General features: G+C 62.4%; 22 protein-coding genes. 9 read left to right on the top strand and 13 right to left on the bottom strand.

Features of this window, described 5'->3' with window-relative positions:
* Nucleotides 1-66: 66 nt before the first annotated feature.
* The gene (locus ACJJV2_RS06575) at nt 67-1,296 is read right to left on the bottom strand and encodes an SRPBCC family protein (protein WP_405279175.1); all 1,230 of its coding nucleotides are present in this window, start codon (nt 1,294-1,296) and stop codon (nt 67-69) included.
* A 146-nt stretch (nt 1,297-1,442) separates the two neighbouring features.
* Between ACJJV2_RS06575 and ACJJV2_RS06580 the strand changes: the two genes are divergently transcribed.
* Complete coding sequence (locus tag ACJJV2_RS06580) at nt 1,443-2,312, top strand: LysR family transcriptional regulator (RefSeq protein WP_192839284.1); 870 nt, start codon at nt 1,443-1,445, stop codon at nt 2,310-2,312.
* Between the two features lie 60 nt (nt 2,313-2,372).
* On the opposite strand, the gene ACJJV2_RS06585 is transcribed toward ACJJV2_RS06580, so the two are convergent.
* Entirely contained in the window at nt 2,373-3,938 is a 1,566-nt protein-coding gene (locus ACJJV2_RS06585; protein ID WP_405279179.1) for an aldehyde dehydrogenase family protein, read from the bottom strand.
* A 3-nt stretch (nt 3,939-3,941) separates the two neighbouring features.
* Nucleotides 3,942-4,874 carry an NAD(P)-dependent oxidoreductase gene (locus ACJJV2_RS06590; RefSeq protein ID WP_405279182.1) on the bottom strand — a complete coding sequence of 311 codons (933 nt, stop codon included), beginning with the start codon at nt 4,872-4,874 and terminating at the stop codon, nt 3,942-3,944.
* Between the two features lie 127 nt (nt 4,875-5,001).
* Between ACJJV2_RS06590 and ACJJV2_RS06595 the strand changes: the two genes are divergently transcribed.
* The gene (locus ACJJV2_RS06595) at nt 5,002-5,976 is read left to right on the top strand and encodes a LysR family transcriptional regulator (protein WP_405279185.1); all 975 of its coding nucleotides are present in this window, start codon (nt 5,002-5,004) and stop codon (nt 5,974-5,976) included.
* Here the strand turns inward: ACJJV2_RS06595 and ACJJV2_RS06600 are convergent.
* The gene (locus tag ACJJV2_RS06600; protein ID WP_405279188.1) at nt 5,956-6,879 is read right to left on the bottom strand and encodes a LysR substrate-binding domain-containing protein; all 924 of its coding nucleotides are present in this window, start codon (nt 6,877-6,879) and stop codon (nt 5,956-5,958) included. The genes ACJJV2_RS06595 and ACJJV2_RS06600 overlap by 21 nt on opposite strands.
* Before the next feature lie 133 nt (nt 6,880-7,012).
* Here ACJJV2_RS06600 and ACJJV2_RS06605 point away from each other — a divergent pair, with 133 nt between their 5' ends.
* The 5 genes from ACJJV2_RS06605 (at nt 7,013) to ACJJV2_RS06625 (ending at nt 11,916) form a co-directional block, all read left to right on the top strand.
* Nucleotides 7,013-7,489, top strand: a complete 477-nt coding sequence (locus tag ACJJV2_RS06605; RefSeq protein ID WP_405279191.1) for a DUF1348 family protein — start codon at nt 7,013-7,015, stop codon at nt 7,487-7,489.
* A 93-nt stretch (nt 7,490-7,582) separates the two neighbouring features.
* Nucleotides 7,583-8,224: a glutathione S-transferase family protein gene (locus ACJJV2_RS06610; protein WP_405279194.1), complete on the top strand. Its 642-nt coding sequence runs from the start codon at nt 7,583-7,585 to the stop codon at nt 8,222-8,224.
* A 28-nt stretch (nt 8,225-8,252) separates the two neighbouring features.
* A complete protein-coding gene (locus tag ACJJV2_RS06615) occupies nt 8,253-10,406 on the top strand; it encodes a pyridoxamine 5'-phosphate oxidase family protein (RefSeq protein ID WP_405279197.1) in 2,154 nt (717 codons plus the stop codon).
* Between the two features lie 266 nt (nt 10,407-10,672).
* Nucleotides 10,673-11,251, top strand: a complete 579-nt coding sequence (locus tag ACJJV2_RS06620) for a DUF2628 domain-containing protein (protein ID WP_405279200.1) — start codon at nt 10,673-10,675, stop codon at nt 11,249-11,251.
* Between the two features lie 26 nt (nt 11,252-11,277).
* Nucleotides 11,278-11,916 carry a DUF1294 domain-containing protein gene (locus ACJJV2_RS06625; RefSeq protein WP_405279203.1) on the top strand — a complete coding sequence of 213 codons (639 nt, stop codon included), beginning with the start codon at nt 11,278-11,280 and terminating at the stop codon, nt 11,914-11,916.
* Between the two features lie 112 nt (nt 11,917-12,028).
* Here the strand turns inward: ACJJV2_RS06625 and ACJJV2_RS06630 are convergent, their stop codons facing one another.
* Together ACJJV2_RS06630 and ACJJV2_RS06635 are read right to left on the bottom strand one after the other, a co-directional pair.
* Entirely contained in the window at nt 12,029-12,970 is a 942-nt protein-coding gene (locus tag ACJJV2_RS06630; protein ID WP_405279205.1) for a 2OG-Fe(II) oxygenase, read from the bottom strand.
* A 197-nt stretch (nt 12,971-13,167) separates the two neighbouring features.
* On the bottom strand, nt 13,168-14,862 hold the full coding sequence (locus tag ACJJV2_RS06635) for an L-lactate permease (protein ID WP_405279208.1): 1,695 nt from the start codon (nt 14,860-14,862) through the stop codon (nt 13,168-13,170).
* A 766-nt stretch (nt 14,863-15,628) separates the two neighbouring features.
* Here ACJJV2_RS06635 and ACJJV2_RS06640 point away from each other — a divergent pair.
* On the top strand, nt 15,629-16,591 hold the full coding sequence (locus tag ACJJV2_RS06640) for a DMT family transporter (protein ID WP_405279210.1): 963 nt from the start codon (nt 15,629-15,631) through the stop codon (nt 16,589-16,591).
* A gap of 217 nt (nt 16,592-16,808) precedes the next feature.
* Here the strand turns inward: ACJJV2_RS06640 and ACJJV2_RS06645 are convergent, their stop codons facing one another.
* The 4 genes from ACJJV2_RS06645 to ACJJV2_RS06660 all read right to left on the bottom strand — a co-directional run bounded on the left by ACJJV2_RS06645 (nt 16,809) and on the right by ACJJV2_RS06660 (nt 19,629).
* Nucleotides 16,809-17,492: a hypothetical protein gene (locus ACJJV2_RS06645; RefSeq protein WP_288987208.1), complete on the bottom strand. Its 684-nt coding sequence runs from the start codon at nt 17,490-17,492 to the stop codon at nt 16,809-16,811.
* Between the two features lie 175 nt (nt 17,493-17,667).
* Nucleotides 17,668-18,108 (bottom strand): YkvA family protein, encoded by a 441-nt coding sequence (locus ACJJV2_RS06650; RefSeq protein WP_192839264.1) that lies wholly within the window; start codon nt 18,106-18,108, stop codon nt 17,668-17,670.
* 281 nt (nt 18,109-18,389) lie between these two features.
* The gene (locus tag ACJJV2_RS06655; protein WP_405279214.1) at nt 18,390-19,115 is read right to left on the bottom strand and encodes a pirin family protein; all 726 of its coding nucleotides are present in this window, start codon (nt 19,113-19,115) and stop codon (nt 18,390-18,392) included.
* Nucleotides 19,116-19,176: 61 nt separating this feature from the next.
* Nucleotides 19,177-19,629 carry a DoxX family protein gene (locus tag ACJJV2_RS06660; RefSeq protein ID WP_054557158.1) on the bottom strand — a complete coding sequence of 151 codons (453 nt, stop codon included), beginning with the start codon at nt 19,627-19,629 and terminating at the stop codon, nt 19,177-19,179.
* A 131-nt stretch (nt 19,630-19,760) separates the two neighbouring features.
* Here ACJJV2_RS06660 and ACJJV2_RS06665 point away from each other — a divergent pair, with 131 nt between their 5' ends.
* A complete protein-coding gene (locus tag ACJJV2_RS06665; RefSeq protein WP_405279218.1) occupies nt 19,761-20,702 on the top strand; it encodes a LysR substrate-binding domain-containing protein in 942 nt (313 codons plus the stop codon).
* A gap of 15 nt (nt 20,703-20,717) precedes the next feature.
* Here ACJJV2_RS06665 and tdh read toward each other — a convergent pair whose 3' ends face one another.
* The 3 genes from tdh to ACJJV2_RS06680 form a co-directional block, all read right to left on the bottom strand.
* Entirely contained in the window at nt 20,718-21,743 is a 1,026-nt protein-coding gene (gene tdh, locus ACJJV2_RS06670) for an L-threonine 3-dehydrogenase (protein ID WP_192839259.1), read from the bottom strand.
* Complete coding sequence (locus ACJJV2_RS06675; protein WP_405279221.1) at nt 21,740-22,978, bottom strand: glycine C-acetyltransferase; 1,239 nt, start codon at nt 22,976-22,978, stop codon at nt 21,740-21,742. The genes tdh and ACJJV2_RS06675 overlap by 4 nt, the downstream gene beginning before the upstream one ends.
* 124 nt (nt 22,979-23,102) lie before the next feature.
* Nucleotides 23,103-24,614 carry a Na+/H+ antiporter NhaC family protein gene (locus ACJJV2_RS06680; RefSeq protein ID WP_405279223.1) on the bottom strand — a complete coding sequence of 504 codons (1,512 nt, stop codon included), beginning with the start codon at nt 24,612-24,614 and terminating at the stop codon, nt 23,103-23,105.
* Nucleotides 24,615-24,627 lie beyond the last annotated feature (13 nt).

Consider the following 24,627-nt stretch of genomic DNA (forward strand, 5'->3'; position numbering starts at 1 on the left):
TCATCTGGGCAGAGCCGTCAGGGCAGAGCTTTCAGGGCAGAGCTGAACCGAGGCTCGGTGCCTGCGTCATGAAGCCACGGCGCGGAGGGGGATCAAGCGCGGGCCAAGAGTCTCGCAGTACCAATCCACGAAGCCCTGGACGCTGGCTTCATGCACCGGTGAATAAGGGCCCGGCACATAGCCGCGTGAGTTCACTCCCTGTTGATTGTCCTCCACGACACGGCGATCTTCGCTGTTGGTATTGAGCCAGACCCGGGTCAGATGTTCGAGATCATAATCGACGCCCTCGACGGCATACTTGTGCACCAGCCAGCAAGTGACCAGCTCCGTCTCGGTGGGGCTGATGGGCGTCACGCGAAATGTCATGCAGTGGTCGGGCAGGAAGTAAGCCCAGGTGCTGGGGTAGTGGAACTGGTTCAGCACGCCGGCATCTTCCTTGTGGACCTGACCGAGGCGTTTGCCGTGTACCCCGAAACTCCCGTCCAGGGTGAAGCTTTTCGCGCCTTCCACCAATGGCATGCGTGACAGGCGGAATTGCCCGTTCTGTGCCACGACATAGCGCGACGCCAGCCCTTCGGCCTCACAGGCCGCAAAATGGTCGGCGATGAAATCGGGGACTTCGTGCTCGCCGATGAAGGAAATGCGCGGATCTTCAGGGAAGGTGCGAATCAGGCTGGGGTGATTGGCGCAGCAGTGATAACACTCGCGATTGTTTTCCCAGACCAGCTTCCAGTTGCCGTTCTCGATCACCCGGGATTCGAACGCCACCTTGGCATTGTCGAGGTCATGCGCTGCCAGATAGGGCGTCGCGACCTCGATGTATGACGCGATATCGGGGGCCTCATCGGCAAGGCATACATGAATCAGGCCGGAGATCGTGCGGCAATGAACGGCGATCAAACCGTAGTCCTCGAGCACGAAGTCGGGCCCCATGTCGCGCGCCCACTGCAGGGTGCCGTCGAGGTCATAGGTCCATTGATGATAGGGGCACACCAGTTTCGGGGTCTTGCCCTTGTCGGTCTTGCACAGCACCGACCCTCTATGACGGCAGGTATTGTGAAAGGCGCGGATCTCGTCGTCCGCGCCACGAATCACCACGATGTGGTACTCGCCGATCCGGTACGTCAGATAGCTGCCACGACCGGGCAGCTCACAGGCTGGCGCGACGAACAGCCATTCCTTGTAGTGGACCTGCTCCAGATCCTGCCTGAAGATCTCGAGATCGGTGTAGAACGCTCTTTCCAGGGCGTGGCCGGGTTGGCGGCGTGACAAGAGCTCAGTGGTCAATCGCGACATGAGACGCTCCTTTGTCAGGAATCATTGTTGTTATTGCCCTGCCGCGAGCGCATGTGAGCGCGTCAGCATCACGGGAAATGCTATTCAAGCGCAGAAAGTCATACAATCGATTGCACGCCCTTCATTGATCGATTCTGGTGATTGAAATGGATATCAAGCTTGTCACGACGTTTCTGGATGTCTTCGAGAGCCGCAATTTCAATCGCACGGCTGATCGCCTTGAACTGACGCAATCCAGCATCAGCGGACGAATTCGCGCGCTGGAGGCAGAGGTCGGGGCACAGTTGTTCGAGAGGGGGCGTGCCGGCGCGACGCCAACGCCTGCCGGCATTCGGTTCGAGCCGCATGCCAGGCTTCTGGTCGCCACCTGGGACCAGGCGCGTCGCGACACGGGGGCGAGCGAGGAGCGCGATCGTCTGCTGCGTCTGGCCGGGCAGTTCAGCTTGATGCGGCCCGTGCTCGTGGATTGGGTGATCAACATTCGTGCCCGCGATCAGCGCACCGCGGTCGATCTGCAGGCGGACTACTCGCTGCAGATCATCAAGGATGTGTCGCATGGCGCCATCGATATCGGCGTGCTGTATTCACCGCAGTATCTTCCTGATCTCGAGATTCAGCAGGTCGGGGAAGAGCGGTTCGTGATGGTGTCGACGCATGGCCGCCATCTCGCCCAGATCCCTAAGGACACCTACCTCAATACCGACTACACCTCCTACTTTCGCCAGCGCCACCAGACGCTGTTGCCGGAGCTGGCCAACTCGGCCATTACGGTCAGTTTCGAAGGCATCGCCGTCGAGTTTCTGCGCAGAACGGGAGGGAGCACATACGTTCCTTCCCGTATCGTCGCGGACCTTGCCTCCACGATGGAGGGCCTGTGTGTCGTCGAGGATGCCCCGCAGATACTGCATCCGATCTTCACGGCTGTGCATCGTCGCCGCTGCCACTATCCGGATATCGTTCAGGCACTCACGGTGCTGAAGGAGACACTCGACACGGCAGGGGGAGCGGCCGAGTGACCCCGTCGACGACCGCTGCCTCGGGTGCTGTCCTCTGACAGGCAACACGATCACATCTCGCTACTCCAGACTCGCCCCATAGCCGAAGCTGGCGGCGGGCTCGGCTGCCGTCTCGACCCACACGCTCTTCACTTCGCTGTATTCGCGCAGCGCATCCAGCCCTGAGGAGCGGCCATAGCCACTCTCGCCGTAGCCACCGAAGGGCGAGCTGACGTGAATGGTCTTGTAGCCATTGACCCAGAAGGTGCCGGCACGCACCTGGCGTGCCACGCGGTGGGCGCGGCCGACGTCGCGCGTCCAGACGGCGCCGGCCAGCCCGAAGCGACTGTCGTTGGCGATACGGATGGCGTCGGCTTCCTCCTCGAAGGGAATGGCGACCACGACCGGGCCGAAGATCTCTTCCTGCGCGCAGGCCATGGCGTTGTCGCCCAGCAGTACCGTCGGCGCGACATGATAGCCGCCGGTGTCTGGAATGGGCTCTGCTGAGCCATCGGCGAGACGCGCGCCGTCCTCGATGGCGCCGGCAAGCATCGACTTCACATGCTGGTATTGCTTCGCGTTGTTGATCGGGCCGATCTGGGTGTTAGGGTCCTGCGGGTCACCGAGGGTGAATTGCGTGGCGGCCTCGGCCAGCGCAGTGGTGAACTTGTCGAAGATCGAGGCCTGCACCAGCAGGCGTGAGCCGGACACGCAGCTCTGGCCAGCGCCGGAGAAGATGGCCGCTTGGGCGCCGCGCAGGGCCACCTCGAGATCGGCATCCTCGAACACGATGTTGGCGGACTTGCCGCCCAGCTCCAGCACGCAGGGGATGCAGCGCTGCGCCGCGGCGGTGGCGATGTGGCGGCCGGTGGCGGGCGAGCCGACGAACACCACCTTGCGGATGTCGCCCTCGGCGATCAGCGCCCGGCCGATGCTATGGCCGTAGCCGGCGATGACATTGACCAGCCCGCGCGGCACACCGGCGCGCTCGATCAACACGCCCAGCGCCAGCGAGGACAGCGCCGTCAGCTCCGAGGGCTTGAGAATCACCGCATTGCCGGCGGTGATGGCCGGGGCGATCTGCCAGCCGGCGGTGAAGATGGGGGCATTCCATGGCGTGATCTGCAGCACGGTGCCCAGCGGCTCGTAGGTGACGTAGTTGAGGTGCGAGGTCGGGACCGGAATCACCTCGCCGTGCAGCTTGTCGGCCCAGCCCGCGTAGTACTCGAACATCTCAGCGACCTTGGCTACCTCGACCCGCGCATCGCGAATCGGCTTGTTGGCGCTCAACGCCTCCAGTTCGGCCAGGGTGTCGGCCTGCTCACGGATCAGGCTGCCTATGCGGTAGATGACGCGCCCGCGAGCCTGGGCAGTCAGGGCAGCCCATTGCTGCTGGGCCTCGCGGCTGGCGGCATTGGCAAGCGCGACCTGAGAGATGTCGGCATCCGGGAAGGACAGCATCAGGCTGTCATCCTGGGCGTTGCGCACCTCGATGCTCTCACCGCGACCTTTGATGAACTCGCCACCGATCAGGCTGCTGACGACAAGAGTGTCGTCATGAGATTGACTGCTGTCCTGAAACGCCTGCATTAGTTCAGCGATACGCTGAGTAGTCGAGAATGCCGGGGTCATGTCGTGGGTCAGCATGGCTTATGCTCCGTGGCCGAAGAGGGTCGGGTCAGTGCGTTGCACGATGGCGCAGAAATCCTCGCTGTCATCCAGCGTCGCGCGGCTTTCATTCCAGAGCTGGGCGACGGCGTTGGCGAGGGGCAGCTCCATCCCGAGCTGTTGCGCCAGATCACTGGCCAGCCCGACATCCTTGCGCATCAGGCCCATGGTGAAGCCGGAATCGTAGGCCTTGTTGATCACCCAGTTGGGGAACATCACCTGGCTCGCGCCACTGCGCCCGGAACCCGCATTCACGCCTTCCAGCAACTTCTCAGGAGAGACGCCCGCTCTGGCGGCCATGGCAACGGCTTCCGCCGTGCTGATCAGATGGCAGGCAGCCAGCATGTTGTTGGCGATCTTGGCCACATTGCCCGCCCCGCAGCGACCGACGTGCACTCTGCTGCCGCTCATGGCCTCCAGCACCGGCATGGCGCGTGCCAGCACCTCATCCTCGGCGCCGATCACCATCGACATGCTGCCGCTCGCGGCGCCCTTGGGGCCGCCGGACACCGGGGCGTCGATGAAGTCGATACCGCGCGTCGCCAGCGCCGCCGCCACCTTGCGGCTGGTCTCGGGAGTCGAGGTGGTGGTGTCGATCACGATCAGCCCCGGCCTGGCCAGGGCCAGCAGGCTTTCGGCCTGGTGGTCGTCTGCTCCATCGCTGACTGGCGCATCTTCGCCGCCCAGACACAGGCGTTCGACATGCTCAGCCTTGGGCAGCGAGAGGATCACCACATCAACTTTCTCGAGCAGCTCGGTGAGGGAGTCGACCGGCGTGACGCCTGCCGCAGCCGCCTTGTCACGCGCAGCCTGTGAGAGATCGAACCCGATGACGGGGAAGTCATGGCGGGCGAGAGTCGCGGCCATGCCGCCGCCCATGTTGCCCAGTCCGATGACACCGACGGTTGTTGTCATTGTGTGATTCCTGTCGTGGTGAGAGGGGAGTAGCACCCGGTGACTCGAGTATGGACAGCGCTTCTGTGTTCCAGCAATAATCCCGAATTCACTTTAATGTTGCCTTCAAGGCAATGCTGGGGGCGTGATGAGTCTGGTGCAGGATCGACGTATCAGTCACTTCCATGAGGCGGCAAGACTCGGGAGCGTGCGTGCGGCGGCGGATTTCCTGAATGTGGCGCCTTCCGCGGTCAGTCGACAGATCACCCAGCTGGAGCATGAGCTGGGCATGCCGCTGCTTGAGCGCCATCGCCGCGGGGTCAAGCCGACGGAGGCGGGCGAGCGGGTGCTGGAGTATTACCGGCAGCGTCTGGCGCAGCAGGAGGTTCTGCTCGAGTCGTTGCAGTCATTGAAGGGGCTGCAGAGCGGCTCGCTGGTGCTGGCGATCGGTGAGGGCTTCATCGAGGGGCTGGCGGGGCCATTGAGTCGTTTCTCCGCGCGCTATCCGGGTATCGAACTCAAGGTGAATCTGTGCGGGACCAATGAAGTGATCCGTCAGGTGGTCGAGGACGAGGCGCATCTGGGGCTGGTGTTTCACCCGACTCGTGATCCGAAGATTCGCACGCATGTCTCGCGGCCGCAGCCGGTGTGTGCGGTGGTCAATCCACAGCATGCCTTGGCTCGACAGTTCGGGGCTCAGGAAGGCTCAAGGCGGGCGGCAGGCAAGGCCGAGCCGCTGTCGCTGGCGGCGCTGGCCAATCACTCCCTGGCCCTGCCGGAGGTGTCATTCGGCATCCGCCAGATCGTGGCCCAGGCCGAACATCAGGCCGGAGTGATGCTGAGCCCGACCCTGACCTGCAACGCCCTCGCCATGCTCAAGCAATTCGCGCTGCATGGCGGAGTGACGCTGCTGCCGGAATTCGTGGTCTCCGAGGAGGTCGCCGCCGGCCGCCTGTGTCGAATTCCACTGCAGGAAGCCCAGTTCGTCACGCCGCATGTGCAGTTGATCAGCCGCCTGGGCCGTCAGTTGAGCGATGGCGCCAGTCGCCTGTCGAGCCTGTTGCAACAGGACATGACAGCCTTCAGCCCGTTGGAGGGGGACTCAGTCGGTCAATCGCGCTGATGGTGAGGGATTCAGTACAGAATTGGCACGCAGGCGTTCGGCGGCAAAATCCAGGAAGGTACGTACCTTGGCCACCGCGCCGCGCCCCTCGCTGTGCAACAGGTGGATCGGCAGCGGCGGGGGCTCCAGCTCCTCCAGTACGGCCTGCAGGCGACCCGCGGCGAGATCCTCGCCGACCTGATAGGACAGCACGCGGGTGATGCCCCAACCACTGCGGGCCGCCTCGATGCAGGCGGCAATGCTGCTCATCGTTAGCCGGGGGCTCACTCGTATGGCGTGTTCTCCTGCGTGGCCGAAGCGCCACTCCTTGCTGGCATTTAAGTTACTCGAGGCAACGATGCGCTGTCCGGCCAAGGCCTCCAGCGAGTCCGGCGTGCCCTCGCGGGCGAAATAGCTCGGTGAGCCACACACCACGCGCCGCACGCTGCCGACTCTCAGTGCCGAAAGCCCCGAGGAGGGCAGGGAACCGATACGCACGGCGATATCGAAGCCTTCCTCGATCATGTTGACCACGCGGTCCACCATGACCACCTCGGCGCCCATCTCGGGGTAGCGATCGAGGTATTCCATCAGCAGTGGCATCACATGGAGACGGCCGAATTCGGTGGGACAGGTGATGCGCAATACGCCAGTGGGGCGTGTCGCGGCGCCGCTGACACCATCCTCCGCTGCCTGAAGCTCCGCCAGGATGCGCCTTGCATCCGCCAGATACCGCTCACCGATCTCGGTCAGGCGCACGCGACGTGTGGTGCGCGTGAACAGACGTGCGCCCAGGCGGGCTTCCAGGGCATTGATGCCGCGTGTCACCGAGGGGGCGCTCATGCCCAGCGCCCGGCTGCCTGCCGCGAAGCTTTCGGCGTCCGCCACGGCCACGAAGACCTCCAGTGTCTGCAGTCGGTCCATCTGTGGCTCCCATTGGTGTCGATTATTGTCATTATCTGGAATGATCAATTGTGTCTGCTGAGGATTCTAGCAGCCAGATGAGGAGAGTAGTGTGGGGATGTGTTTGATCACCCCAACCGCTGGAGCCTCTTTCATGTCAGCCAATCTCCCCCGCCATCCCTTGCCACCGTTCACGCCAGACACTGCGGCACGCAAGGTGCGTCTTGCCGAAGATGGCTGGAACAGCCGTGACCCCGAGAAGGTAGCGCTGGCGTATTCGCCGGACACCCGCTGGCGCAATCGCGCCGAATTCGTGACCGGCCGTGATGAGGTGGTGGCCTTCCTGACCCGCAAGTGGGCAAGCGAGCTCGACTATCGCCTGATCAAGGAGCTGTGGGCCAGCGCCGGGAATCGGATCGCCGTACGTTACGCCTATGAATATCGCAATGACAGCGGCCAGTGGTTTCGCGCCTACGGCAATGAGAACTGGCAGTTTGATGAGCAGGGGCTGATGACCCATCGCCACGCCAGCATCAATGAACACCCCATCGCGCAGAGCGAGCGCAAGTTCCATTGGCCATTGGGGCGCCGACCGGATGACCACCCCGGGTTGAGCGATTTCGGCTTCTGAGTCTTCATCGCCAGCCACGTTTCCTGCAGCGCACTGCGCTTTGCCGCTCTCGGCTCTTTCCTCTTTGCTTTTCCTCACATTGTCAGGTGAATCATGAACTCACGCCTTGCTGCCGCGTCAGCGCCCATCCGTCTGTTCCGCAATCCGAAGTCCGGCCACTGTCACCGCGTCGAGCTGATGCTGGCGCTGCTGGACATTCCCTATGAGACGGTGGACCTCGACATGGCCAACGGCGCGCACAAGGCGCCTGACTTCCTCAGGATCAGTCCGTTCGGGCAGGTGCCGGCCATCGAGGACAATGGCGTCTTCCTGAGTGATTCCAACGCCATCCTCGTCTATCTGGCCCAGCGCTATGACGGCGAACGACGCTTCATGCCCGGAGACGCCCTGGCAGCGGCCCAAGTGCAACGCTGGCTCTCGGTCGCGGCCGGCGAGATTGCCGCTGGCCCCTGCACGGCACGTCTGGTGACCGTCTTCGGTGCCCCCTTTGACCACGAGCAGGCCATCGCCCGCGCGCATGCCCTGTTCGCCGTCATGGAGTCCCATCTGGATCAGCGGCAATACCTGGTGGAGGAGCGCCTGACGTTGGCCGACATCGCGGGTTACAGCTACATCGCGCATGCCCCGGAGGGGGGTGTCAGCCTGAGTCCTTATCCCGCCATTCGTGGCTGGCTTGCGCGTATCGAAGCCGAGCCGGGCTTCGTGGGCATGGCGACGAGCACGGTACTGGCCTGAGCTCCACCGTCAGTCTGAGGGTTTGTCCATGAATGAGCATCGGCAGGTGTTTCATGCAGGTGAGCGACGTGTCCAGGCTCGCGCAGGCGTGCCGGAGAATTATCTCGAGCAGGTCGCCCCCTACGTGCGCGACCGGATGCCTGAGCAGCATGTCGCGTTCTTCGCGAGTCTGCCGGTGCTGTTCATGGGCGTGCCTGACAGCGACGGCTGGCCGTGGGCGGTGGTGAGCCTTGCGCCGCCCGGGCAGCTTTGCAATGCCACGCCCGGTGAGCTGCAGGTGCATGCACGACCGGCGCTGGGGAAATTGCTGGGGCTGGATTTCACTCCCGGTACCAGGGTCGGCGTGCTGGGGCTGGATCTGGCCAGTCGGCGGCGCAATCGCCTGAATGGCACCCTGCTTGCCCCTGAAGCGGTGGCGGGCATGCGGCCCGATGGGCTGCGGATCGGGGTCGATCAGAGCTTCGGCAACTGTCCGCAATACATCCAGCAACGTGAGATCGACTGGGCTGCCGAGCAGGCGAAAGCGCTGGTCAGCCGCGAGGTGGCACTCAATGACGAGGCGACATGGAACGATGAAGAGGCGCGCGCCTTGCTGGCCCAGGCGGACACCTTCTTCATCGCGACCGGCGCAGGTGAGCTGGACGATGCTGCGCCCAACGGCGTGGATGTCTCGCATCGTGGCGGCAGGCCAGGCTTTCTGCACCTGAATGCCGATGGCAGCCTGTCGTTTCCCGATTTTGCCGGCAATCGCTTCTTCAACACCCTGGGCAATATCGAGCTGGATTCCCGCGTCAGCCTGTTGATTCCCGACTTCATCACGGGCGAGGCGTTGGTGCTCAAGGGGCATGCCCGGGTCGACTGGAACCCCCAGCGGGCAGCGCTGGTTGCGGGCGCCGAGCGCATCGTGGATGTGGTGCCGGAGCAGGTACTGCATGTCGAGCATGCCTTGCCGGCGCAGGGGCGTCTGATCGAACTCTCGCCCTCGCTTGAGCAGACAGGTGACTGGCCGGCCCCTGACGAGGCGCCCGTACCCTTGCGTCGTTTGCGCGTCATCGACAAGGTGCGCGAAAGTGACTCGATCACCTCCTTTTATCTGGCGCCATGGCCGCTAGCGGGGCTGGAGCGCGAACCGGCAGAAATCGACGCCTATCACCCCGGCCAGTTTCTGACCCTGCGTCTGGCCTCCACGCCACGCAAGCCCTTGTCCTGCGGCGAGATCGCGGTGATGCGTAGCTACAGCATTTCGCAGGCCTGGCGGGCGGGGCAGAGTGCCTATCGCATCTCGGTACGCCGCGCCCCCAAGGGACTTGCCTCACGCCTGTTGCATGATGAATTCGCGGTGGGCGATGTGCTGGAAGCGACACCCCCGGCGGGGGATTTCGTGTTGCAGGACTCGCCCGCACCTCGCGTGCTGCTGTCATCCGGCGTCGGCATCACGCCGATGATCGCCATGCTGGAGGCCTTGGTACAGCAGGCAGACGCGGGGCATCCGCCGCTCGGCGAAGTGGTCTTCCTGCATGCTGCGCGTAATGGGCGTGAGCTGGCATTTCTCGACACGCTGGAGCGCTGGTCGCGCGCCCATGCGTGGCTGCATCTGCATATCGCCTTGTCGCGCCCGAGTGCGGCGGATCTCGTGGCCGGGCGGCATCAATCTGTGGGCAGATTGGAGCTGATGAGTCTGGCGGCCAGCCTGCCGGAGCTTGCTTCCAGCCATGTCTATCTATGTGGTTCCGAGGGCTTCATGCGCGTGCAATATGCCGCCTTGCTGGCGCTGGGGTTACCGCGGGAGCAACTGCATCACGAATTCTTCGGGCGTGGTTCGCTGAAGGATGTGGAGGCTACCTCGGTTGCGCTATCGGCAGACTTCCAGGCGAGCTTGCCGGAGCGTACTCGGGTCACCTTCATGCCTCGCGTGGCACCCGGGCAGCCATCGGCCAGCGACGTGGGAATCACACGACAGTGGACACCCGCACAGGGCAGTCTGCTTGAGCTGGCCGAGCAGTCAGGCGTGAATACCCTGTCCAGTTGCCGTGCCGGGCGCTGTGGCAGCTGCGCATTGCGACTGGTCGAGGGTGAGGTCAAGTATCCCGAGCCGCCACAGGCCGGCGTGGCTCAGGGACAGGTGCTGATGTGCTGTGCCTATCCGACCAATGATCAGCCGCTGGTCATCCAGACGCTTTGAGCTGCGTCATCGGGCGCGAATGGCTTGGTGTGAATGGCTTGGTGTGAATGGCTTGGTGTGAATGGCTTGGTGTGAATGGCTCGGTGCGAATGACTGGACATGAATGACTCGGCGCGGCTGACAAGCTTGAGGAGAATCAGTGAGATAGCGATAGGTCAGTTCATGGTCCTGACAAGTGGCTGGCGGTATAGTACGAAGCGTGTGTCATTTATCCGAGCTTGTCGCAGCTTGTTGCCCGCTCGGCATCACAGACAAGGATTTTCACGATGGCTTCATTTCGTATTCTGACGCATCCCGAGCACGGGACGCGTGCCGTCAAGATCGGCTGGTCGTGGCCGGCGTTCTTCTTCGGCCTGTTCTGGGCGCTCTACAAGCGCATGTGGCTGCTGGCGGCCAGTCTGTTCGGCTTCATCGTGCTCAGCTCGGTCTTCATTCCGGCGACGCAGGGAGGGCAGCTGATCTCCAATATCCTGTTCCTGGGCCTCAACTTGACCATCAGCCTCAAGGGCAACCTGTGGTACGCGAGCCTGCTGGAAACCCAGGGCTATCAAGAGCAGGCCCAGGTCTCGGCGCGCAATCCCGATGATGCGCTCGCCGTGTACGCCAATTCGCAAAAGGCCTCTGCTGCCGATATCCGCGATCATGAACAAGGCGGCGCTCGCTCTCAGGATCAGGACCCTTGGGGCGATCAGCGTGACGAGCGGGAGACCGAGCGTGAGCGCAAGGATGGCAGGGGTGACAGAGTTGAAAGAGATGAAAAAGATGAAAGAGATGATGACGACAACGGCGATGGTGGCTCCAGTGGCAAGGGCGGCCGCAACGCCACGGGCACCTTCATCGGCTAAGGGCCGGACCGGGAAGAGATGAGACGATGAACCTTCAAGGACGATTGACGCGCTGGAACGATGACAAGGGCTTCGGCTTCATCACCCCGGCGTCGGGTGGCAAGGATGTCTTTGCCCATATCAGCGCCTACCAGGGGCGCGGGCGACCCAAGGCCAGCGTGCAGGTGCACTATCAGTTGGGCATGGATGACAACAACCGCCCACGTGCCATCCGCTTTCGCACCCATGGGGCCGGAGCTTCCAGTACGTCCGCTGGTGTCATGTTCGCGTGGCTGATGGCGTTGGTCGTCGCGGTCGTTCTCGGGGTGGGATGGCAGCAAGGGCGTCTGCCGTGGATGGTGCCTGCAGCGTATCTGGGCATGAGTCTGGTGGCGTATCTGGCCTATCGAGTCGACAAGCAAGCGGCCGCACAGGGTGAGTGGCGCGTGGCCGAGAGCACCCTGCACTTCATGGAGCTGCTGTGTGGATGGCCGGGCGCGCTGATCGCCCAGCAAAGCCTGCGTCACAAGACGCGCAAGACAAGTTATCAGTTCGTGTTCTGGGGCGCGGTACTGCTCAATATCGCGGCCGTGAGCTGGCTGACTCTCTCGCCGGATGCCGCGACCCTTCGTGACCTGCTCGGCTTTCCCTTCATGGCAGGCGACGCCATGATCAGGTGGTCATGAACGGATAATTGAGCGGCGTTATCGATCGCATGACAACGACAAAGGGGGCCTATCAAAGGCCCCCTTTGTCGTTTTTGCTCACTAATGTTTACCAGTAGAGCATTGCTAGCCATCAGAACGGTGCGAAATCATCCTGTTCGGCGCTCGAGGCGACCCAGCGGTCTCTGGCAGGTATCGCCCGGCGTTGCGCGCCCTGTGGCGGTATCTGGCCTCGCTCACCATACAGCCACAGCACCAGGTTGGAGCGCTGGCCGCTGGTGATCGGCTGCGCGGCATGCGGCACATTACCGCGATGCAGCATGGCCGAGCCGGGCGTGAACGAGAAGCGCACTGCGTCTCCGCTAGCGGCGTCCAGAACGTCCAGTTCAGAGCCCTCGAAGGTCTCGTCGGGCAGGTTCATGTTGATGTTGAGGGTCACGGACGAGGCGTCGGTATGCGGCCGAATCGAGGCGTCCGTGGTGGGCTGATAATGGATCGAGAAGCCGAAGGACTGGCTGTCGTAGCCGATGATTTCCGGGAACAGCAGCCGCGAGATCGGGCGCATGTAGGTGTCCAGCAGTTGCTGATAGAACGCCTGGAAACCCGGTGCCGCCAGATAGCCCTCTGAGCGACGGTCGAGCATGGCGCCGCGTCGATTGAGCACGATGCCGTAGGGCGGACGCAGCGGAATACCGGCGTCCCATGCCTGTTCCAGCATGTTGCGCAGATCAGCAATGCGCTCGACATCGAAGAGCTGGAACTGATAGACGTCAGTGGCGACTTCTGTCATCAGCGCCTTGACGTCCGTCTCGCGCTCGGGATTTTCCCACGCCTGCTTGACGGCAGTGCGCAGCGCCTCGTCGATCAATCCACTATCGAGGATGGCGAGTTTGTCTTGCTCGACGGCTTCCCATTCACGCCAGGCGTCACTCAGCAGCTGACGATGGCTGTCCCAGAATTGCTGGACGGAGGGGGCGCGCCGCAGCATGGCCTCGCGGGAAGGAAGTTCGAGCTCGCGGGCCTGCTGCAACCGGGTCTGCTGTAGTCGGGTAGGGTGCAATACAGAATGGGTCATGGGGTGTCTGCTCCAGAAACTTGCGACATGAGGCTGCCGTTTCGGCGATGTTGGGCAATTTATTGCGCCGTGCCTTGTTGATAAACAGGCCCCTGGAGTAAACACATTCAATATTCTGTTGATGATCTCCACACGACAGCAGGCCCGCACACAATGCGGGCCTGCTGTCGTTTGCCAGAGTGATACGAGGCGTGTTGTCAGCTCATCAAGCCGTCGATCACGCCCAGGCCATGGAAGGCGATCATGCCGATGATGCCAGCGAAGATCACGTAGTAGAGCGTCGGCAGGATCGTCTTGCGAAGCGTGACGCCTTCGCGACCCAGGAGGCCGACGGTGGCCGAGGCGGCTACCACGTTGTGGATGGCGATCATGTTGCCGGCAGCCGCGCCGACCGCCTGGAGGGCGACCATCATGGCGCTGGAGATGCCCAGAGCCTGGGCGACGTTGAACTGGAAATCGGCCAGCATCAGGTTGGAGACGGTGTTGGAGCCGGCGATGAAGGCCCCGAGGGCACCGACACTCGGCGCGAACAGCGGATAGATATCGCCCACGCTATCGGCGATGAACTGCGCCATCGCCACCGGCATCGACACCAGATCCGCCTCGTTGACGCCGGAGTTGATCAGGATGCGCACCATCGGAATCGTGAACAGCAGCACGAAGCCTGCGCCGAGGATGGTACGGCTGGACTCGCTGACGGCAGCACTGACGTCTCGCATTCGCATGCGGTGCAGCACGATGGTCAGCAGTACCACGACCACCAGGATACCGCCGGGCAGGTACAAGGGCTGCAGACTGCCAGAGATGTCAGCCTCCCCGAGAATGCCGCTCCAGCCGAAGCTCCATGAGGTCAGCGCCTCCTTGATCGGCGCGATGACGCGCGACATCACCAGCAACACCGCGAGCAGCACATACGGCAACCACCCCATGCCGACCGAGAGCGGCTTGCGGCCCTCGACGGGCTCAAGTGTCATGTCCAGCTTGCCGATCCACTCCGCGGGCCAGCTGTCAGCGTTCGGGAAGTCCCAGGTTCTGCTGGGCAGCAGGAAGCCCTTGCGCGCCGCGGGTACCACGATGGCGAGCCCCACCATTGCGCCGATCATCGACGGGAATTCCGGCCCCAGCAGCATGCCGGCCAGTACGTAAGGCACCACGAAGCAGACACCGGCGAACAGCGCGAAGGGCGCGACTTCCAGCCCTTCACGCCAGGAGCGATTGGCGCCGAAGAAGCGCACCATCACCGCGACCATGATCAACGGCATGCAGATCCCGATGATGCCGTGGGTGATGGCGACCTCAGAGGTCACCAGCTGGAAGTAGGCCTCCCAGCTCGAGCCATTCGCGGCCAGTGTCTCGCTGACACCGGCCTTGTCGAGGCCACCGGAGACCCCGACCACGATAGGCGTGCCGACCGCACCGAAGGAGACTGGCGTCGATTGCACCATCATGCCCACCACGACCGCGGCCAGTGCCGGGAAGCCCAGCGCCACCATCAAGGGGGCGGCGACGGCGGCAGGGGTGCCGAAGCCGGAAGCACCTTCGATGAAGCAGCCGAACAGCCAGGCGACGATGATGGCCTGCACGCGGCGGTCCGGGCTGATGCCGGAGAAGCCGTTGCGTATCGCGGCAATGCCGCCGGAATGCTTGAGGGTATTGAGCAGCAGCAGGGCGCCGAAGATGATCCACAGGATCGCGATCGTCAGTATCAGCCCTTGGAGTGATGAGGCCAGGACACGAGTGAAGGTCATGTCCCAGGCCAGCAGGGCGATCAGCGCAGTGACCACGAAAACGATGGGCATGGCGAGGCGGGCGGCCATGCGAAAGCCGATCAACAGCACCCCGGCGAGCAGCAATGGCACGAAGGCCAATAGTGCCAATAGCGACTGATTCATGTGCAGCACTCTCCCTATGTTGCGTGGCGCCCTATGTTGCGTGGCGAACGTCGTTTTATAAGTCTTTGTTGTTGGGTGGGTGCGTTGTTATGTCGCACCTGACGCTAGCTCAAGGTAAGAGAGTCCATTTGTTTCTGCTACTTGAGGTCATCTGGTATTACCAGTGATGATCACGAGGTTTATTTGCGCCAACTCATTGATAGTCAATGCCTCTGTGAGGTGTCGCAGCCCACTCATCACGCGCAGCAGGCCAGTTTATTAGACTAAAAGGCGGCAGTTTACCGGGTGAGAGGCGTCTGCTTTCTGAGCGTGACAGGAAGGGCGTGCGGCCAATGACATCTGCATGTCACGCGCTCCACGTGCCCCAAGCGCCCCAATAGAAGGAGGAATGGCGAACAAAAAGCGGGTTGTCATGCGCGCCAGGAGAGCGGGCTCACGTCTTGCTGGCTCGCGGGAATCCCCTCTTTCTGGTGGTCGTCATTGTCTCGAGATGATGGGCGAAGTGGAGACCTATTCAGGCAAGGATATATCCCTGGATTATTCAAGAAGTCGCGCTCGATTCAGTGGCAAGTCACTTGTAGTCGTCATGTCTGTCATGCATTGGCGACAGGTTTTCAAGTTTATCTTTCGTTGGCTGATTGAGGATAACAATTGGATACCATTTAAATAAAAGAAAGTACAAATAAGCCGGCTGTGTATATTTACAGGCTCCGGCCGTGTCTTGATACGCTGTCTTTCCTCAATCAATCACGTCTATGGAGAGCGCATGGCACAATGGGGCACGTTGTTGGTCATTCTGGCAGCCTTCCAGTGGGGGATTACCGGTGGGCTGGGGAGCCAGTTGATGTCGTGGGGCTGGCAGACCGAAGTCATTTCGATATGGCGCGCCCTGATAGGGTTCATCTGCATGTTGGGCTGGATGTTTCTACTGGGGTATCACAAGCGCCCGGCCGACTCCACGCGCGGTCTGTTGGTGTGGTCATTGCTGGCGGGGTTAGGGGTCGCTGGTAACTTCATGTTCTATTTCAAGAGTGTCAATGAAAGCAGTGTCGCAGTGGCTGCCACGCTGATGTATAGCGCACCCATCTTTGTCTATATCGCCTCTTTCCTGGCACGAGTCGAGAAGCCGACGCCGACCAAGTTGGCATCGATCGTGGTGGTGATGATCGGCATCGTATTGCTGACAGGTGTGCTGCAATCCGGTTCTGCTTCTGTCACTACGTCAGGTATCGTCTTTGGCTTGTTGGCGGGCGTGTCTTACGCCGTGTTCATCTTCGCCTTCAAGTCCGCTTCGCGGCATGGCAGTGTGCCGGGCATCCTGGCTATTGCGTTGGGCTTGAGCACCTTGATCATGGTGCCGTTCACGGACATGGGGCAGGCGATTGCGGTGCCCTTCGCCGATGAGTGGTGGGTCTTCATCCTGTTCGGGCTGGTGGGCGGTGGCCTGTCCTTCTATTGCTATGTCTTCGGGCTGCGGCATAGCTTGCCCTCGGTCGCCTCCATCGTCGCCATGATCGAGCCGATCACCGCCACTCTGTACGGCCTATTGATTCTGGGGCAGGGGCTGAGTGCCATGCAGATAGGCGGCATGGCGCTGATTCTGCTCGCGATCACGGTGCTGAGCCTGGCGCAGAATCGCCCGGATGTGCTGCTGCGCATGCCGCTCGGGCTGCGCAAGGCCAGGCCGAAAGATTCGCAGTCGAATCAGGCGGAACAGGCAAATAGATGAAGCCTTTTGAGCTCTGAACCAGCGCCTTCACTCTGCTTGTGATCGTGATGAATGCAATGCCGCGAGGTACACGATGCGCGAGTCTCCAGGGTAATAGTGAAGGGATGAAGGGCCCTGAAACACGACAACGCCTCGTCAGCATGGCTGGCGAGGCGTTGTCGTGTTGTGACGTGTATGAAGTCGAGTGTTGCCAGTGCGTGCTGGATCTGCCTCGCTGTCAGCTATCGCTGAGCACGGCGGCAAGTTCTGGGCTCGGGCGACTGGCGTTGACGAAGAAGTCATTCATCGTCAACAGCAGGTACTTCTTCATCATGTTCTGGGCCGGCAGGAAGATGCGATCTCCGAAGTCGAAGTTGCCTGCCTGGTGCGGCACGGAGTCCTGAACGGCGTAATCCTTGCTGAACAGCAACTGCTCGTTCTTGTCGTACAGACGATACTGGACATCGAAATCGGCAATGATATCGAAATCTTCATTGGCGACACCGAAGGTCAGCAGATTCTTGGTCAGGTTCTGGGCGATCAGGTAATCAAGATAGACAGGGCCACGATTCTCATGGGCCTGGATTTCCACCTGCAGGCGGTAGTCGCTGGCACGTGCATCATGGGTGATGCGCGAAGAGGCGGGCAGTTGCTCACGCAGCAATTGATTGAAGTGGGTCATCGCCGGTGAACAGATGCGCGACAGCTTGATGTTGCCCAGTGGTTGCATGGCCTGTTGGGCAGCACCGGAAAACAGGTTGGCCTGTGGCTGGCTGTAATAGACGTCGGAATAGAACACCTTGTGCTGGTAGGCCTGCGCCTCCACCGGTGTGACCTTCGGGACATCGATCTGCGCGCGCGACACACAGCCGGCCATCACCATGAGGGCAATGCCCGCGCTAGCGAGTTTCATCAATGGCATGGGCATTCGAGTGACGGGCATATGACGAATTCTCGGGCGTGGCGAAGTTGTCGCTCACCGTAACATGCGCATGTCACAAGGCTAAACACGGGCCTGACAACGCCTTTCAACTATTGTTAACTTTTGTTGAATATTGTTGCATTTGTATATGTGAAGACATGCAAGAGGCGCCAGCTCAATCGAACCAGCGCTTGAGTGTCGTCTCCGCGCGCGCGGAATGTTCCGGCTTGATATGTGCGGCGACGATGGCGACGGCGCCTGCCATCAGCGTCAGGTCATCGGTGTAGCCAAGCAGCGGCGTGAAATCGGGCAGACCATCGATGGGCGAGATGAAATAGCCCAGCGCCCCATAGATGGTGGTGCGCGCCCAGAGAGGCGTGTCGGGGTCCTGGGCGGCGAAATACATGCGGAATGCGGGATTGAGCACGCGCTTGCCGGCCTTTCTGGCAGCGCCGCTCACCTTGCGCCAGAAGCCGGCCTCCGAGTAGTCCTCGGCATGGGCGTCGAGGGCCTCCTGGTGTGGACGGCTGCCATCGCCTGTCTGCGCTAGCGGATCCGGTGCTGGCAGCCTGAGTGTCTCAGGCGGCTCGGCGGCGATGATGGTCTCATTCGTCATGGCGCTGTCTCCGTCATCTGAAGGTGTCGGCAATGGCTGCCAGCCTCATATCCTGCGCTGCAGGCCTTACTCTACCATGTGACTTTGTACGGGTTGCGTCGTTCCATGGTTCGCTCCGTGAGTCACTTCGGGAATCGCTCCGTGTGTCGTTCTGTGGAGCGCTTTGTGAGCCGCTGCGTGCTGGCAATGACAGACAGAAAGACGCCGCTTCCTCACCCGTATCGATTGGGCAAGGAGGCGGCGTCTTTTTTGGCCATCAGGAATTGGTCAGCATCAACGGCTCAGGCGGGCAGGTCGAACAGCAGGGCATGCAGGCGGTGGGCCTCGCTCAGCGCGAGCCGTGATACCTGATCCAGCGTCACGGCGTCGCCTGCGACCAGCGAGACACTTTGCGCATCGTCCCCGCTCAAGCGCGTGGACCCGTCGATCACGTGCAGATAGTAGCGGCGCTCGGTGTCCAGTGGCAGTTCCAGTGCTGCGCGCTGCTCGTCATCTCCCTGCAGGGCGATGCGATACATCCGGGCATCCTGATTGATGGCCAGCACCCCAGGCGCGGCTTGCGCCGGTGGTGCGATCAACAGGGTGAGACCCTCGCGGGCGGCGAAGGGCTGCTGCTGATAGCGCGGCGGCAGCCCCTTGGCCTGTGGCGTGATCCAGATCTGAAGAAAGCGCAGCGGCTCGCGGGACGAGGCGTTGTACTCACTGTGCTCGATGCCCGTCCCGGCACTCATCAGCTGGACTTCGCCCACCCCCAGGGTATGCCGTGAGCCCATGCTGTCGCGGTGCTCGATGCTGCCTGACAGTACATAGCTGATGATTTCCATGTCACTGTGCGAGTGCGGATCGAAGCCCGCGCCCGGCGCCACGCGGTCATCGTTGATCACGCGCAGCACGGAGACGCCCATGTGAGCCGGGTCGTAGTAGCTGGCGAAGGAGAAACTGTGGCGGCTCTCCAGCCAGGCGAACCTGGCATGGCCGCGCTCATTGCCGGGACGTAATGTGAGCATGGCAACCTCCTGAGACTGTGCGGGCGCGCATTGAGTGATGAATAGCCAGCCTTCAGCAGGCTCATGAATCGTGCCTGGCCGGGCTCAGCAGACGGTCGAGTGACAGCTTGCCGCCGCCGGTGATCGCCAGGCTCGCCGCGATGGTCAGCAGTGCCAGCGCGTATTCGTAGCCATTGTTGCTCGCGAACAGACCATTGCCGATATGCACGGTCAGGATGGCGATCAGCATGGTGAAGGCCAGCACGGCAGCCGCCGGACGTGTCAGCAGGCCGATCAGGATCGCCAGTCCGCCGAAGAACTCGCCGCTACCGGATAGCAGCGCCATCAGGTAGCCCGGCTCGATACCGATGGAGGCCATCCACTGACCGGTGCCTTCCAGACCGTAGCCGCCGAAGGCGCCGAACAGTTTCTGTGAACCGTGGGCCATGAAGATGATGCCGGTCGGGACCCGTAGCACCAAGCTTGCGAGGCTGGAGTCGGTGGTCATCAGGCGAGAGAGGGCGGACTTGAACATGTGTGGCTCCATTGATCAGGGGATGTGAGGTCTTTCAGATCAGTGTGTTTGATCGATGGAGCTACTATAGAATGAGGCCTATCAAAAAAATAACGGAGGATTCTGGTCTCAATGATCAGAATTTTTGAATCATGGTCTCACCCATCACACTCGACGCCCTGCGCGTGCTGGATGCCATCGAGCGGCGGGGCAGTTTCGCCGCGGCCGCCGAGACATTGCATCGCGTGCCCTCGGCGATTTCCTATTCGGTCCAGAAGCTGGAGGAAGAGCTGGGCGTGCCGCTGTTCGATCGCTCGCGGCGCAAGGCCGAGCTGACCGATGCGGGTCACCTGGTGCTGGCGCATGGGCGGCGCATTCTGCTGGCCACCGAGGAGATGACGGCGCTGGCGCGTCAGGCGGGAGCGGGCTGGGAGGTCGAACTGCGTATCTGCGTCGATACCATTCTTGATCCAGAGGCGCTCTATCCGCTGTTGGAGGAGTTCCAGGCCATCCAGCCGCGCACGCGGGTGGTATTGAGCGAGGAGGTGATGGCGGGTGCCTGGGATGCGTTGCATGACAATCGCTGTGATCTGGTGATCGGCGCGCCCGGCGAGCCACCGGTATCGGGTCTTGCGTGCCGGCGGTTCGGCGCAATAGAACCGGTCTTCGCCGTGGCGGCAGATCATCCGCTGACCCGGCTGGCGCAGCCGATTGCCATCGAGGCGCTGCAGGAGTATCCCACCGTGATCGTGGCGGACAGTTCGCGCAGTCTGCCCGGTCATTCTTCCGGCTTGCTGGATGGCCGCAGCCAGATCATCGTCAAGACCACGGCGCAGAAGATCGAGGTCCAGCGCAAGGGGCTGGGAGTTGGCTATCTGCCGCGGCATCGAATCCATCGTCATCTGGAGGAGGGCAGTCTGGCACTGCTGCAGCTGGAGACGGCGCGCGCGCCGATCGATCTCTCGCTCGCCTGGCGCAGTGGCCGTCAGGGCAAGGCGCTCAAATGGTTCCTCGAGCGCCTTGCCGCCCCCGGCATGGGTGAGGCCTTCGGGCTGTTGCCGCGCGCGCCGGCGACTGACTTGCGTGGAGACTGAATCGCGCAAGCGCCCTCAGCCCCAGTCGAGCACCACCTTGCCCGACTGACCGGAGCCCATGATCTCGAAGCCTTGCTGGAAGTCTGCGACGCCCAGGCGATGGGTGATGATGGGCGAGAGATCCAGCCCTGACTGGATCAGGCTGGCCATCTTGTACCAGGTCTCGAACATCTCGCGGCCATAGATGCCCTTGATGGTGAGGCCCTTGAATATGACCTTGGTCCAGTCGATGGCCATCTCGCCGGGCGGAATGCCCAGCATGGCGATCTTGCCGCCATGATTGATGACATCGAGCATCTGCTCGACGGCGGAAGGCACGCCGGACATTTCCAGTACCACATCGAAGCCTTCATGCATGTCGAGCTCCGCCATCACCTCCTGCAGGGATTCGCGGCTGACATTGACGGTGCGGGTCGCGCCCATCTGCTCGGCCAGTGCCAGTCGATAGTCATTCACGTCGGTGATCACCACGTGGCGAGCCCCGATATGGCGGATGACCGCTGCCGCCATGATGCCGATGGGCCCGGCGCCGGTGATCAACACATCTTCGCCGACCACATCGAACGCCAGCGCCGTATGCACGGCATTGCCGAAGGGGTCGAAGATGGCCGCCAGGTCATCGCTGATCTCATCCGGCAGCTTGAAGAGGTTGTAGGCGGGCAGGGCGAGATATTCGGCGAAGGCGCCGGGGCGGTTGACGCCCACGCCCTCGGTATTGCGACACAGATGGCGACGCCCCGCGCGGCAGTTGCGGCAATGGCCACAGGTGATGTGCCCTTCGCCCGAGACACGGTCGCCGATCTCGTAGCCGCGCACCTCGCTGCCCAGCGCGACGATCTCCCCCGCATACTCATGACCGGTGACCATCGGTACCGGCACGGTCGCCTGCGACCACTCATCCCATTGATAGATGTGCATGTCCGTGCCGCAGATCGCGGTCTTGCGGATCTTGATCAGCACATCGTTGTGGCCGATTTCCGGCACGGCCGTCTCGGTCATCCAGATGCCGGGTTCGGCCTTGAGCTTGGCCAGCGCCTTCATGCATCACCTCCCGCCGTGGACTTGATCACGCCCATCTCGCGGCCGATGCGCGTGAAGGCGGCAATGGCCGTCTCGATCTGCTCCGGAGTATGCGCCGCCGAGATCTGGGTACGAATGCGCGCCTGTCCCTTGGGCACCACCGGGTAGGAAAACCCGATCACGTAGATGCCGGCCTCCAGCAGGCGATTGGCGAAGTCGCCCGCCAGGCGTGCATCGCCGATCATCACCGGAATGATGGCGTGACCGGCACCCGCGAGGGTGAAGCCGGCCTCCTGCATGCCACGACGGAAGCGTTCGACGTTCTCCCACAGTTGGTGGCGCGCCTCGGCGCTGTCCTCGACCTTGTCCAGCGCCTTGAGGGTCGCCGCCACGATGGGCGGTGCCAGCGAGTTGGAGAACAGATAGGGGCGCGAGCGCTGACGCAGCCACTCGACGATGGGCCCGCGCGCGGCCGTCACGCCGCCCGAGGCCCCGCCCAGTGCCTTGCCGAAGGTGGTGGTGATGATGTCGATCTGGTCCATCACGTCATGGTATTCGTGGCTGCCACGCCCGTTGGCCCCCACGAAGCCGGTGGCGTGGGAGTCATCCACCATCACCAGCGCATCGTAGCGTCTGGCGAGCTCGCAGATGCCCTTGAGGTTGGCGATCACGCCATCCATCGAGAAGACACCGTCGGTGGCGATCAACTTGAAGCGTGCACCGGCGGCGTCCGCCTCCTTGAGACGGGCCTCGAGTTCGCGCATGTCATTGTTGGCATAGCGATAGCGGCTTGCCTTGCTCAGACGCACGCCATCGATGATGGAGGCGTGATTGAGCGCATCGGAAATGATGGCGTCTTCAGGGCCGAAGAGTGTCTCGAACAGGCCGCCATTGGCGTCGAAACACGAGGAATAGAGGATGGCATCGTCCATGCCGAGAAAGGCTGCGAGGCGTTTTTCCAGCACGCGATGCTGATGATGAGTGCCGCAAATGAAGCGCACCGAGGCCATGCCGAAGCCGTCACGCTCCAGCGCCTGTTGCGCGGCGGCAATCAGCTCGGGGCTATCGGCCAGGCCCAGATAGTTGTTGGCGCAGAAGTTGATCACCTCCGACCCTCGCCCCTCGCGTTCATCACAGCCCGCGACCCGCAGGCTGGCACGCTGGGGCGAGGTGATCTCGCGCTCCTGCTTGTAGAGACCTTCTTCATGCAGCTCATTGATCTGACGGCTGAGGTGGTCGTGGAAACTGGCTGGCATGCGTCGCTCCTGTCTGTCGTGGTCCTGTTCGCTTCCGATGGACGCTGAACGCCTGCGGGAAACGTGATGGCACAGGCTTTCAGCGTAGTCGGGGTCTGTCAGCGGTGTGGTGCGGATCGTGCGCTCAGCTGGCCGGACGCTCCTTGAGTTCGTTGCCATCCTCGTCTTCAAAGGTCAGCCCCCAGCTGGTGACGGCGGCCAGCAGCATGATGGCCACGAGGAACCAGCCCTGGAAGACAAACGGGAAGACGGCGGTCGGCGAGACGGAGGGCAGCCAATCATAGGTGCCCTGCATGGACTGGATCGTCGACCAGCCCAGCAGTACCGGTGCACCCCAAGGGAAGATGTAGCCCAGCGCAGAGGTCACGGCGTCCAGCATGTTGGCGCGGCGATAGCGATGGATGCGGTAGCGGGTGCCCAGCGCACGCACGAAGGGCGCGGCCGCGATCTCGGCGGCGGTATTGATGGTGATCGCGCTGTTGAGCAGCGCCACGATGCCCCAGATGGCCACTTCGGCGCGGCGCATCGATTGCTTGATCCAGCGCATCAGCAGGCGCGTGACATGCTCCATGGTGCCGCCGAGGGTCATCAGGTGGGCGGCACCGACGATCAGCAGGATCAGGATGCCCATGTTGACGTAACCTTCGACGCCGCGAACCAATGCGCCAGTCATGACGCCATCGGCCTCGGCATCGAAGGCGATGATCTGTGGCAGGCTGCCGGTGCCGGCGATCAGCATGACAGGAATGGCGAGCAGGATGCCCCAGGTCAGAGAGGTCAGCAGGTGCTGTCCACGCAGTGCCAGTATCAGTACCAGTGCAAAGGGCGCCAGCATGATCAGGCCCGCTGGATCGGCGGCCTCCTGCATCGATTGAACCGCCGCGGGGTCGGTGATGCCGCCTTGCTCGCTGCCGCCGAAGATCACGAACAGCGCCAGTGCCGGCAAGGCTGCCGCAATCGAGTACTTGAAGCGGCTTTTCACCACGCCGGGGACATCCGCGCCCTGGGTCGTGGCGGAGACGATGGTGGTGTCCGACACCGGGGCCAGGTTATCGCCGAAGATGGCACCGGACAGAATTGCGGCAAACAGCAGGGTGGGGTCACCGCCCACCGCGATGCCGGCCGGATACATCAGCGTGCAGAAGGCGACCGTGGTGCCGTAACCAGTACCGACAGCGGTCGAGAACACGGCTGCGAGCAGGAAGGTGAGCCCGACGAACCAGCCGCCGGTCATGTCCGAGATGCCGCCCAGCCAGACAAGCCCTTCGACCAGTCCCCCGACCTGCAGAACCTGAGCGAACATCCCGGCATAGAACCAGGCGACGATGGCGACCACCCCGATGGGCTGCGTCAGCCCATCGAACAGCCCGTTGGCATAGTCCTCCCAGCGACTGGTGCAGAAGAACAGACCGAGGGTCAGCCCGAACAGAGCCCCCATGACCAGGCCGATTTCAGAGGACAGCCCCAGCACGCTGGTCGTGATTGCCCAGACGACAAAGAAGATCAACGGGATGGCGGCGCCCCAGGCACCGAAGCGGAATGTCAGCGAAGGGGAGTCAGGCGCTGCGTGTGAGGCGTCATTGGGCGGGTGAGCAGCGTTCTGCTGCCCATGATCCTGCTGGGAAGTCGGGGACATGTCATTACCTGTC

Source organism: Cobetia sp. Ld8, from assembly GCF_045066615.1.
Lineage (GTDB): Bacteria > Pseudomonadota > Gammaproteobacteria > Pseudomonadales > Halomonadaceae > Cobetia > Cobetia amphilecti.

Excerpts from the sequence above, each read along its gene's own strand:
- ACJJV2_RS06650 (WP_192839264.1), bottom strand. The coding sequence starts at position 18,108 with ATGACGAATGAGACCATCATCGCCGCCGAGCCGCCTGAGACACTCAGG.
- ACJJV2_RS06675 (WP_405279221.1), bottom strand. The coding sequence starts at position 22,978 with ATGCCAGCCAGTTTCCACGACCACCTCAGCCGTCAGATCAATGAGCTG.
- ACJJV2_RS06575 (WP_405279175.1), bottom strand. The coding sequence starts at position 1,296 with ATGTCGCGATTGACCACTGAGCTCTTGTCACGCCGCCAACCCGGCCAC.
- ACJJV2_RS06665 (WP_405279218.1), top strand. The coding sequence starts at position 19,761 with ATGGTCTCACCCATCACACTCGACGCCCTGCGCGTGCTGGATGCCATC.
- ACJJV2_RS06640 (WP_405279210.1), top strand. The coding sequence starts at position 15,629 with ATGGCACAATGGGGCACGTTGTTGGTCATTCTGGCAGCCTTCCAGTGG.
- ACJJV2_RS06605 (WP_405279191.1), top strand. The coding sequence starts at position 7,013 with ATGTCAGCCAATCTCCCCCGCCATCCCTTGCCACCGTTCACGCCAGAC.
- tdh (WP_192839259.1), bottom strand. The coding sequence starts at position 21,743 with ATGAAGGCGCTGGCCAAGCTCAAGGCCGAACCCGGCATCTGGATGACC.
- ACJJV2_RS06580 (WP_192839284.1), top strand. The coding sequence starts at position 1,443 with ATGGATATCAAGCTTGTCACGACGTTTCTGGATGTCTTCGAGAGCCGC.
- ACJJV2_RS06635 (WP_405279208.1), bottom strand. The coding sequence starts at position 14,862 with ATGAATCAGTCGCTATTGGCACTATTGGCCTTCGTGCCATTGCTGCTC.
- ACJJV2_RS06610 (WP_405279194.1), top strand. The coding sequence starts at position 7,583 with ATGAACTCACGCCTTGCTGCCGCGTCAGCGCCCATCCGTCTGTTCCGC.
- ACJJV2_RS06615 (WP_405279197.1), top strand. The coding sequence starts at position 8,253 with ATGAATGAGCATCGGCAGGTGTTTCATGCAGGTGAGCGACGTGTCCAG.
- ACJJV2_RS06655 (WP_405279214.1), bottom strand. The coding sequence starts at position 19,115 with ATGCTCACATTACGTCCCGGCAATGAGCGCGGCCATGCCAGGTTCGCC.
- ACJJV2_RS06660 (WP_054557158.1), bottom strand. The coding sequence starts at position 19,629 with ATGTTCAAGTCCGCCCTCTCTCGCCTGATGACCACCGACTCCAGCCTC.
- ACJJV2_RS06620 (WP_405279200.1), top strand. The coding sequence starts at position 10,673 with ATGGCTTCATTTCGTATTCTGACGCATCCCGAGCACGGGACGCGTGCC.
- ACJJV2_RS06625 (WP_405279203.1), top strand. The coding sequence starts at position 11,278 with ATGAACCTTCAAGGACGATTGACGCGCTGGAACGATGACAAGGGCTTC.
- ACJJV2_RS06680 (WP_405279223.1), bottom strand. The coding sequence starts at position 24,614 with ATGTCCCCGACTTCCCAGCAGGATCATGGGCAGCAGAACGCTGCTCAC.
- ACJJV2_RS06585 (WP_405279179.1), bottom strand. The coding sequence starts at position 3,938 with ATGCTGACCCACGACATGACCCCGGCATTCTCGACTACTCAGCGTATC.
- ACJJV2_RS06595 (WP_405279185.1), top strand. The coding sequence starts at position 5,002 with ATGAGTCTGGTGCAGGATCGACGTATCAGTCACTTCCATGAGGCGGCA.
- ACJJV2_RS06645 (WP_288987208.1), bottom strand. The coding sequence starts at position 17,492 with ATGCCATTGATGAAACTCGCTAGCGCGGGCATTGCCCTCATGGTGATG.
- ACJJV2_RS06600 (WP_405279188.1), bottom strand. The coding sequence starts at position 6,879 with ATGGACCGACTGCAGACACTGGAGGTCTTCGTGGCCGTGGCGGACGCC.
- ACJJV2_RS06630 (WP_405279205.1), bottom strand. The coding sequence starts at position 12,970 with ATGACCCATTCTGTATTGCACCCTACCCGACTACAGCAGACCCGGTTG.
- ACJJV2_RS06590 (WP_405279182.1), bottom strand. The coding sequence starts at position 4,874 with ATGACAACAACCGTCGGTGTCATCGGACTGGGCAACATGGGCGGCGGC.